Origin of the sequence: Aquimarina spongiae, assembly GCF_900141785.1 — a bacterium.
Taxonomy (GTDB): domain Bacteria; phylum Bacteroidota; class Bacteroidia; order Flavobacteriales; family Flavobacteriaceae; genus Aquimarina; species Aquimarina spongiae.
On sequence record NZ_FQYP01000003.1, the window covers coordinates 562,397 to 572,440 of the forward strand.

The following is a 10,044-nucleotide window of genomic DNA, read 5'->3' on the forward strand; positions in this document are numbered from 1 at the left end:
ATTCATTTTTCAAACATTACATTTCAGATAAATATTCGTGCACAAACTTAATGGCCATCGCCCCCTCGCCTACCGCCGAAGCTACACGATTCATCGCCCCTGCCCGCACATCTCCAGAGGCAAAAACTCCGGGACTACAGGTCTCTAGTAAAAAAGGTTCTCTATCTTTTTTCCATACTTTTTTGAAATCATCATACCTGCTTAGATCCCTACCGGTTTCAATAAATCCTCTTTCATTTTTGATGATCCCTAATTCGATCCAATCGGTATAGGGGCGAGCCCCAATAAAAATAAATAGTGCGTCAGCAGGAACTTCTTTTACCTCATCAGGGTTATTACAGGTTAGTTCTAAGGCGGTCAAGCGTTCGTTCTCTCCCATCGCTTTAGTAACATTGGTATGCCCGAGTAGCGTAATATTATCAATCGCATCGATCTGATCGATAAGATAACTAGACATGCTGCTGCTCAAATCCTTTTTACGCACTACGATGTATACGTTTTTGGCAAATTTGGAAAGATATACTGCAGATTGCCCTGCCGAGTTTCCTCCACCTACAATATATACTTCTTTATTACTACAGGCCTGTGCTTCGGTCATCGATGATCCATAGTACACTCCTGCCCCAGTGTATTGATCAATTCCTTCGGCTTCTAGTTTTCTGTAATTTACTCCGGTAGTAATCACCACACTTTTAGTACTAATGCATTCTCCGTTTCCCAGGGTTAGACTCTTATATCCATCTTTTTCGGAAATCGAGGTAACTTCTTGTGGAGATAAAAACTCTATCCCAAATCGTTTAGCTTGTGTAATAGCGCGGTGGGTTAACTCCTGGCCGCTCAATCCTTTTGGAAATCCTAAATAATTTTCAATTCTGGAACTGGTTCCCGCCTGACCTCCCGGAGCATGTTTTTCGATAAGCAATGTTTTGAGTCCTTCAGATCCGCCATATACTGCTGCAGCCAATCCCGATGGGCCAGCACCAATAATCACCACATCATACAGGTTATCCTGTGGATGCGCATTGAGTCCCAAGGCGGTAGCTAGCTCGATAATATCCGGGTTTTTATAACAGCTTCCATCATGTAAAGACACTACAGGCATATCTGTAGGGGTAAGATTGTGTAATTCTGCCAATTCTTGTGCTTTATCGCTGGTTTCTATATCCAACCATTGAAAAGGAAATAAGTTTCCGGACAAGAAATCTTTAATATCGTGTGATTTTGGCGAAAATTGATACCCTATCACTCGAATCCCTTCAAAATCAGGTTGAAAATCCAACTGCCAGGCATCCAAAAGATCATTCAATACCGGATACAGTTTTTCTTCTGGTGGATTCCAGGGTTTGGTGAGGTAATAATCCAACTGTACATCGTTAATCGCCTTGATGGCAGCATCGGTATCAGAATAAGCAGTAAGCAACACTTTTTTGGCTTCAGGAAAATGTTTCTTTGCCTCGCTTAAAAATTCCACCCCCAACATTTCGGGCATACGTTGATCTACCAAAAAAAGCGCAACGGTTTCATTTTTTTTCTTGAGATCTACCAAGGCTTCCAGCGCATCATTGGCAGAAAGGGTACTCATAATTCTATATTCCTTTCGATATTGCGATTTCAGGTCTCTGGTTACGGCACGCAATACCTGCTCATCGTCGTCTAATGCAAATAGGATGGGTTTTTTCATTTCTTATCTAGTGTTTACTTCGGCCTTAAAAATTAAAATTATCTGGATCTGGCCCAGTACGTTTATTTTGATCTAAGGCATCTATCCGATCTATATCCTCTTGGGATAATTCAAAATCAAACAGATCGGCATTGGATTGTATTCTTTCTTTTTTTACAGATTTGGGGATGGTAACTACACCTTTCTGAAGATTCCACCGTAACACAATTTGTGCTACAGTCTTTTTATATTTCTCGGCAAATTGATCCAGGATCTTCAGATCAAATATTTTACCCTGCATCATCGGGGACCAGGCTTCATATTGAATATGATGCTGATTACAAAAATCAATCAAATCCTGTTGTACAAGGTGTGGATGAAATTCCATTTGATTGACCATAGGAATGATTTCGGTATGTTGCATCAAATCTTCAAGATGATGTATCATAAAGTTACTCACCCCAATCGCTCTAATTTTTTTCTCTTTATACAATTGCTCCAGGGCTTTCCAGGTATCGATATATTTTCCTTGTACCGGCCAATGCACCAAATACAAATCCAGATAGTCCAGCTGCAATCTGTTTAGGCTATCTTCAAATGCCTTCAAAGTACTTTCGAATCCCTGATCGGCATTCCATACTTTGCTCACCACAAAAACATCTTCTCTGGGTATGGTGCTTGTTTGTATGGCTCTTCCTACTCCTTCTTCATTCTTATAAATACTTGCGGTATCGATATGCCTATAGCCCGTTTCTAATGCCCAGTGTATGGCATCTACCACCTCTTGTTCATTGTCGGCCAAATACACTCCCAAACCAAAATAGGGCATACCTACCCCATTATGCAATTGAAATGTACCTCGTATATCTGTAATCGTTTTCATATTAATTTATAGGTAAACAAACGGTAAACGTGGTTGCTCCGGGTTGTGAGGTCACTTTTATATCTCCGTTGTGTTGGTTAATAATTCGTTGCACTACTTCTAATCCGATCCCTGTACCTTCTCCAATACTTTTGGTAGTAAAAAAGGGATCAAAGATACTCCCGATATGTTCTTGCGGAATTCCTTTCCCATTATCGGTAATATCAATCTTGATAAAACTTTTGTCTTTGTTGGTTGTAATTTGCAATCGGCCCGAAGGTTCCATGGCATCCACCGCATTATCGATCAAATTGGTCCAAACCTGATTGATCTCGCTGATATATATTTTGGGGTGCGGCAGCTCGGTAGCAAAATGCTTTTCTACTTCGATATTCTTTTTCTTTAGCTTATGTTTTAGCATCACTAACGTGCTATCGATCCCGGTATGGATATCGGCTGCTACTTTTTCCTGAGCCCGATCCATATGGGTATAGCTTTTTACGGATTGCACCAATTTGGCTATTCTATCCGAAGCTTCACTAATCTCGTCTACAATTTTTTCGGTGGTCAATACATTTTCTATCCACTCTACTGCGCTGGCAAAGTTTTCCTCTCCGGTAGTGTCATAAATCTTTTGTAAAGCAGGGATGTCGATACAAAAATCGATCAGGGTTTCGGTAAGTTCGAAAGCATCTTCCAGTCCGTGACCTTCTAACCATTCTTCTAACTCATCTTCTTTTTCGGCACGTTCGGTGAGTTTCATGTTATTTTCTGGGCGATTCGTAATGCTATTAAAAAGAATGTCATTGATAGTGTCTACTTGCTCTCCCGAAATACGTATCGAAGTCACTCTTTTAAATTTTTCTGGGACATGCGACAAGTGTTTCTTCAAGGCTTTGGCGCTACTTACCATTGCTGATGCTGGATTATTCAACTCATGAGCCAAACCAGCTGACAACTTACCTAGTGCCATCATTTTTTCTGACTGCACATTATTTTTGGTAAATTCTCGTACCCGAGAGGTCATGTTATGCACCAAGGATTCTGTGAGTTCATAATGATTGGCTACCATTTCTTTAAAAAAGGATTTTTCCAGAAGAAGGATTTTGGCATCTTGGGTAACCTCTCCATACCCTGCAGCAGAACTCATTCTGGAAAATGGTAATAGGCCGGATATTCCATTTTTAGAAATTTCTCCAACCACTTTGAAATTTCCATTTTGTTCTAATTTGATCACGATTTTCCCTTCGAGAATAATCGATAAATGTGCGGTAGCATCTCCTCTTTTAAACAGAAATTCTCCTTGCGTAAACGTCTCAATATCTGATTTATCGATCAACCATTGCAATTGCTGGTCAGGAACATTCAAGAAATCGGGTATTTCTCGTAGTTGTTGTGTGGTTGGTTTCATTAGCTAAAATTACCTAATTAAAAGGCATATTACAATACCCAAACATAGGACAAATCTTAAGATTTTGATAAAACTTCAGTGTGCAACCGAGATTTTTAACCTGATTCAAAGATGGTATAATTATGATTTCATAATTAAAAACGAAGAAATTATAAATTCTAAAAAATCAAGAGTACTATTTGCCATATTCATTTGTTAAAACCTTTTGAATTTTAACATTTTAACTCAAGAATTATTAAGGCAATTTTTCAAGTTAAATTCCCCATTTTTTACAGAAGTTTTAAACATAGTAACCAGCCTATAAACCCTTATAAACATTACTGTTTTTTTATGGTTTTCCGTAAAAAAAATAACTGTTAAAAAGTATCTATTTTGAGGTTTTTACGCATACGGATTTCCGGTATTTAATCATACCATTTTAACAAAATTATAAGCTATTATTTTTGTTCTTATAATCAAAATGTCTTTTGTCGAAAAAATAGGGCTTTAATCGATTTTTACATGTTTTTAACAATTCGTATTTCCTTCCTTTTTTCTAGAGTTTAACAAAATTTATAGCAACTTATCAGTAACACTAACCACCGTTATGAAGAAAAATTACTTCCTCAATTCTGTATGTACCTTTTTCTATTTAAAACCCAATTATGTTTATAACTGGTTATTTATTTTAGGCCTGGTATTTTGGTGTACACCAAACGTACAAGCCCAAAGTTGTACCTTAAATGCAGGAATAAATCAAACCATTTGTGTGAATGATGTAATGCAGCTAGATGGTACTAGCCCAGACACCTATGCTTCTGGACCTACCTGGGAACAAATATCAGGACCTACTGTAACTATTAGCGATCCTAATATAGATAACCCTATCATTACAGGCTTTATTGGAGGTAATACGTATGGTTTTAGATATTCAGCCGAATGTTTTAACGGTGATACTCCTTTTCAGGACGTAGAAATTACTGTGTTACCCATAACTGAAGCTACAGCCTCTCCTGATATTGCTTCTTGTCCGGACAGTTCCGGGTCCTTGATCATCAATGGTAATGCTCCAACAAATCCAGGTGAAACTGGTGCTTGGTCCATTGTAGGTTCTAATAATGCAGGAGTAAGTATCTCTTTACCTACTTCAGCCTCTACACCAATAACCTTACCCGAGGGAAGCGCAGGAACAACTACTTTACGCTGGACGATAACTGGACCTACAGATCCTGGATCGGGTATATTTTGTGAATCTTTTGCAGAAATCACTATAACTAACTTTGGAGGAGAGCAACCCATTGATGCTGGCCCCCCACAAAATTTAGATAGTTGCTATACTGTAAGTCAATCGACCAATCTCAATGGTTCCTTTGCGGGTAATAATATTAATGGTCAGGTGGGGACATGGAATTTTGTAAGTGGCCCTACAGCACCAACAATTACGGACCCTAATGATAACACTACCGGAATAAGTAATTTAACAGAAGGAACCTATGTATTTCAGTGGACGGTTACCGGACCTTGTGCTTCTGGCACAGATACCGTAACTATAACAGTGGATCCTGCTACACAAGATGTAACTCCAGCAACTATTGATAATGATAACCAGCGATTTTGTGATGCCAGTATTACCCAAACTACCTTAGTGGGATCTACTCCAGACTTTACCAATGAGACAGTATTGTGGGAGCAAATAGATGGCAACCCACCTGTAACCATAGTAGACCCTACCAATAGCACTACACAAGTCACAGGTCTAACAGCACCAAACTCTTATCAATTTCGATATACTATAACAAATACTGTTACAGGGTGTGACTCTTCAGACACAGTGCGAGTAAGGTATAATACTAACCCAATAAGTATAAATGCTTTTCCTCCTGATCCTCCTGCAGATCCCAATACAGACGACGATAGCCTAGACGATGTTGTAGGGGCATGTGGTCAAACCTCATTTTCTATTCCGTTTGTTTTCAATAGTGGAACTCGTACTGAATATACAATCTTAAGCGGGCCTGTTAACCCTTCTATAAGCTATGGCACTCCTATTAATGCTGGTAGTAGTCCAACCACGATAAATGATTTGGATGTGGAGGGAACCTATACTATAGAATTTAAAAGATTACGAACAGGAAGTTCATTACAAAGTTGTGACGAAGCTACAGATCTGGTCACAATTTCTGTTTCTCTGATCCCCACCTCTGCAAATGCTGGATCCGATCAAACCTTTATTTGTGGACAAACAGGTGGTACACTTGCTGGTAATGCTATTACCACGGGACAATCTGTTTGGTCTCAAATTTCTGGCCCCAATACTGCGACCATAGCCGATATATATGCTCAATCCCCTGCAATATCAAACCTAATTCCAGGAGAATATGTTTTTCGATACTCCGTTTCTGCAGGTCCCAATTGTACACCTCCATCTTTTTCTGACACTACAGTATTTGTATCACCATTAGATAATAATCCCGTAGAAGCTGGTGTAGATCAAACAGTATGTTTTAATGCACCAGTACAGCTAGCTGCAGACCCGCCCACTGAGAGTCAAACAGGTACGTGGTCATCCCCAGATGGTATTGTTTTTGAAGACCCGAATGATCCTAACACCATAGCAACCGGGTTTGTCAACCCATCTACTGCTTATGTACTGACCTGGTCTTTAATCAACGATTTCACATTTTGTGGCCCTGCAGCTACGGACACCGTTACCATAACTACCACAGCGGATGAATCACCAACCATAGCAGATGCCGGAGCAGATGCTTGTCTTCCTTCCGGCACTACCAATATAACGCTGGCTGGTAATCCGGAACAACCTGATGAAACGGGAACTTGGACTGTAACACCATCAGCTGGTGTTGTTTTTGTAGATCAAAATCAGTTCGATACGGATGTAACTTTACCAGGTGATGGAACATATACATTTACCTGGACCATAGAATATACCTCTATCCCTCCTTCTCCAGCATGTACTGCTACTTCTGATAGTGTGGAGATAACTGTTGCTAATACTGCAACGGCAAATGCAGGGCCTGATGACAGTTTTTGTGCCACTTCTTTTACCATGGCAGCTACAGACCCTGGAGCACTGGGAACAGGAACCTGGAGCTTGGTGACCGGTAACGGAGGATTTACTGTTGACGATATTAATAGTCCCACAGCTACATTTTCTAATTTATTGGACGGTACATATGAATTCGCATGGACCGTATCTTTTGGAAGTTGCTCTACTGCATCGGATACCGTAATTATTAATATCGGAATACCAGTAACCCCAGCAGTTATCCAAGGTGGGGATCAAGTTATCTGTTCTGACAACAATACAACGATCACTGCAGATCCATTAAATAATCCTATAACCGAATCCGGGTCATGGACCGTTTTATCGGGCCCAAATACCCCTTCAATAAGTGATCCAAGTAGTAATAGTATTACTGTAAATGATCTTACAACTGGTACTTATATCTTTAGATGGACTACAGTAGGTAGTTCTCCTGTATGTGATCCCCGAACAGACTCAGATGAAATTCAGGTAGACGTATTTGCGCCTGCAGATGCAGGAGATGATCAAGACTTATGTCAAGTAACCAGCGTTTTTCTGGAAGCAACTACAATAACAACCGATCCCGATGCAACAACTGTTACTACGGGTACCTGGACCGAAGTTACTGCCAACGGGGCTGTTATCACCCAATCTCCAGCAAATAGTAATACGGCAAACGCAACTGTTGTTCCCGGAAATACATATACATTCAGATTTACCACAGATTATACAGGGGCAGGAGTTACATGTAATAATTTTGATGATGTAACTATAACGGTTAGTGATGGTCCTAGTGCTGATCCCGTAGCAGGCTTACCACGTTTTGTTTGCTCGGATAACACCACATCAATTACGCTTGCTGGGAGTACTCCTCCCGCAGATCCGGGATTAACAGCTACCTGGACAATTGTTGACCAACCAGGTGCTTCAGCTTCAATTCCTGCATTAGAAATCAATAATCCAAATGCTACATTAAATGGACTAAGTGAACCTGGCGTTTATATTTTGGAATGGAATTATTCAATCAATAATTGTACAGATAAAGCCTCCATTGTGAGAATCGAAGTATTTGAAGGTCCAGATCCTGTTGAAGCAGGACCAGATCAACCAAATGCTTGTCAAGATGATATAACACTGGCAGCTACGACTCCTACCAGTGGTACGGGTCAATGGTCATTTGCCAATCCTGGAGACGATCCTTCGGGAGGTGTTGCCACTATCGAATTTCCAAATAACCCAAATTCTCCACTAATCAATGTACCAGATGATGTAGGCAATGATGGAATTGACGATGTATATATCTTAACTTGGACAGTGACAAATCCAAATACCGCTGCTTTTACAGATCCTGTATCTCCAAACTTGTGTGATCCTCAATCTGATACGGTTACCATAACATTTACAGGAGCGCCACCTTCACCAGCTGAAGCGGGGCCTGATCAAGATCTATGTGATGCCACTCAAACTTTTATGGATGCTGACCCAATTACCAGTGGAGTAGGCACCTGGACACAAACAGCAGGGCCTGCGGGTCCAACCATCGCTGCACCTAACAACCCTGAAAGTTTGATTATTGATTTATCTCCGGGGACTTACGAATTTACCTGGACAGTAGTGGGAGGTGGATGTACCAATGTAGACACCATGGAAATCATCATACGATCTGATCCTATTATTGCTGAAGCCGGACCAGATCAGATACTTCCAGAGTTCTCTTTAGTAACACTAGATGCTACTCCGGCTACAGCAGGCCAAGGAATGTGGTCACAGGTATCTGGACCTAATACTGCTAATATTGTAGATCCTTTAGACCCTGGTACTGATGTTACGGCTACCGTTGTAGGAACTTATGTATTTGAATGGGCCATAACCAATGGAGATTGTGATCCGGCAACAGATCAAGTTACTATCAACATCACACCGGTTGCGGATCTGCAACTCACAAAATCGGTTACCCCTTCTGCTGTTAATATTGGGGATCAAGTTACATTTAGTATTGAAATTTTTAATGATAATACTACCCTAACCAACTCTTCTGATGCAAGTGGAGTTATTGTCGAAGATCTAATCCCACTTGGATATACTCTTGTTCCAGGAACAGTAAGTAATGGAGGGGTTTATAACGCCGGAAATCAGTCAATAACATGGACAGGGCTAGCCATTACTAGCGGAGCTATCTTAACACTAACATATGATGTTACGGTAAACGCCACAGGACCTTATATAAACTCAGCTCAAATTACTGCTAGCGATCAGTTTGATCCTGACAGTGATCCCAGCGCAGATGAAACTGTAGATGATTTAGGAGATTCGGTTCCTGATGATGATGAAGATACAGCTAATGTTACCATTCAAACTGCAAATCTAGATCTCGATAAAACTGTTTCACCAGGTTCTGCCGATGTGGGAGATTCTGTCGTGTTTACAATAACGGTTACAAACACTGGACCCGATACAGCAACCAATGTTAGTGTGATAGATCAACTTCCTGCAGGATTTTCCTATCAAACTGATAATAGTGGAGGTGATTATGCCCCAGGATCCGGAGTATGGACCGTAGGTACTGTCGCTGTGGGCGTACCAGCAAGTATACAGATTACAGCTCTTGTAAATGCCCCTACCGGTGCTACAGGAGAATATACTAATATAGCCGAAATTTCTGCCAGTGATCAAGTAGATCCAAATAGTACACCCAATAATGATGATGGGGATCAAAGCGAAGATGATGAAGATAATGCAAGCATCCCTACCCCAGAAGTCTCGGACCTAAACATCAGTAAAACTGTAAGTAACACTACTCCTAACGTAGGGGAGGTCGTTACCTTTACTCTTACCATTACCAACGATGGACCGGATGATGCCTCAGGAGTCGATATACAAGATATCGTACCAGATGGATATAGTAATATCACAAACATCAGTGCTCCAGGTAGTGAAACTGCAGGAACAATCACATGGGCGTCGCAAGCAGTAACTACAACGACTCCACTAGTACTTACTTTTGATGCAACCGTAGATGCACCAACGGGTACTGCCAATGAATATCTAAATGTAGCACTCATAACTGATAGTGATCAGTTTGATCC

General features: G+C 40.7%; 4 protein-coding genes. 1 reads left to right on the top strand and 3 read right to left on the bottom strand.

The genetic code is table 11. The annotated features are described in order from the left end of the window. Window positions 1–16: 16 nt before the first annotated feature. From BUE24_RS09755 to BUE24_RS09765, 3 genes are read right to left on the bottom strand one after another with little or no spacing between them, the layout of a single operon-like run. Window positions 17–1,681 carry an NAD(P)/FAD-dependent oxidoreductase gene (locus BUE24_RS09755; protein ID WP_073315805.1) on the bottom strand — a complete coding sequence of 555 codons (1,665 nt, stop codon included), beginning with the start codon at window positions 1,679–1,681 and terminating at the stop codon, window positions 17–19. Window positions 1,682–1,706: 25 nt separating this feature from the next. Next, entirely contained in the window at window positions 1,707–2,543 is an 837-nt protein-coding gene (locus BUE24_RS09760) for an aldo/keto reductase (protein ID WP_073315806.1), read from the bottom strand. A gap of 1 nt (window position 2,544) precedes the next feature. Next, window positions 2,545–3,933: an ATP-binding protein gene (locus BUE24_RS09765; protein WP_073315807.1), complete on the bottom strand. Its 1,389-nt coding sequence runs from the start codon at window positions 3,931–3,933 to the stop codon at window positions 2,545–2,547. Window positions 3,934–4,519: 586 nt separating this feature from the next. On the opposite strand from BUE24_RS09765, the gene BUE24_RS09770 reads away from it, so the two are divergent. Further along, window positions 4,520–10,044 (top strand): DUF11 domain-containing protein (locus BUE24_RS09770; protein ID WP_139241960.1); only part of this gene is annotated, 5,525 nt, incomplete at its 3' end.

Coding starts and splice junctions, on each gene's coding strand:
- BUE24_RS09755 (WP_073315805.1), bottom strand. CDS start 1,681: ATGAAAAAACCCATCCTATTTGCATTAGACGACGATGAGCAGGTATTG.
- BUE24_RS09760 (WP_073315806.1), bottom strand. CDS start 2,543: ATGAAAACGATTACAGATATACGAGGTACATTTCAATTGCATAATGGG.
- BUE24_RS09765 (WP_073315807.1), bottom strand. CDS start 3,933: ATGAAACCAACCACACAACAACTACGAGAAATACCCGATTTCTTGAAT.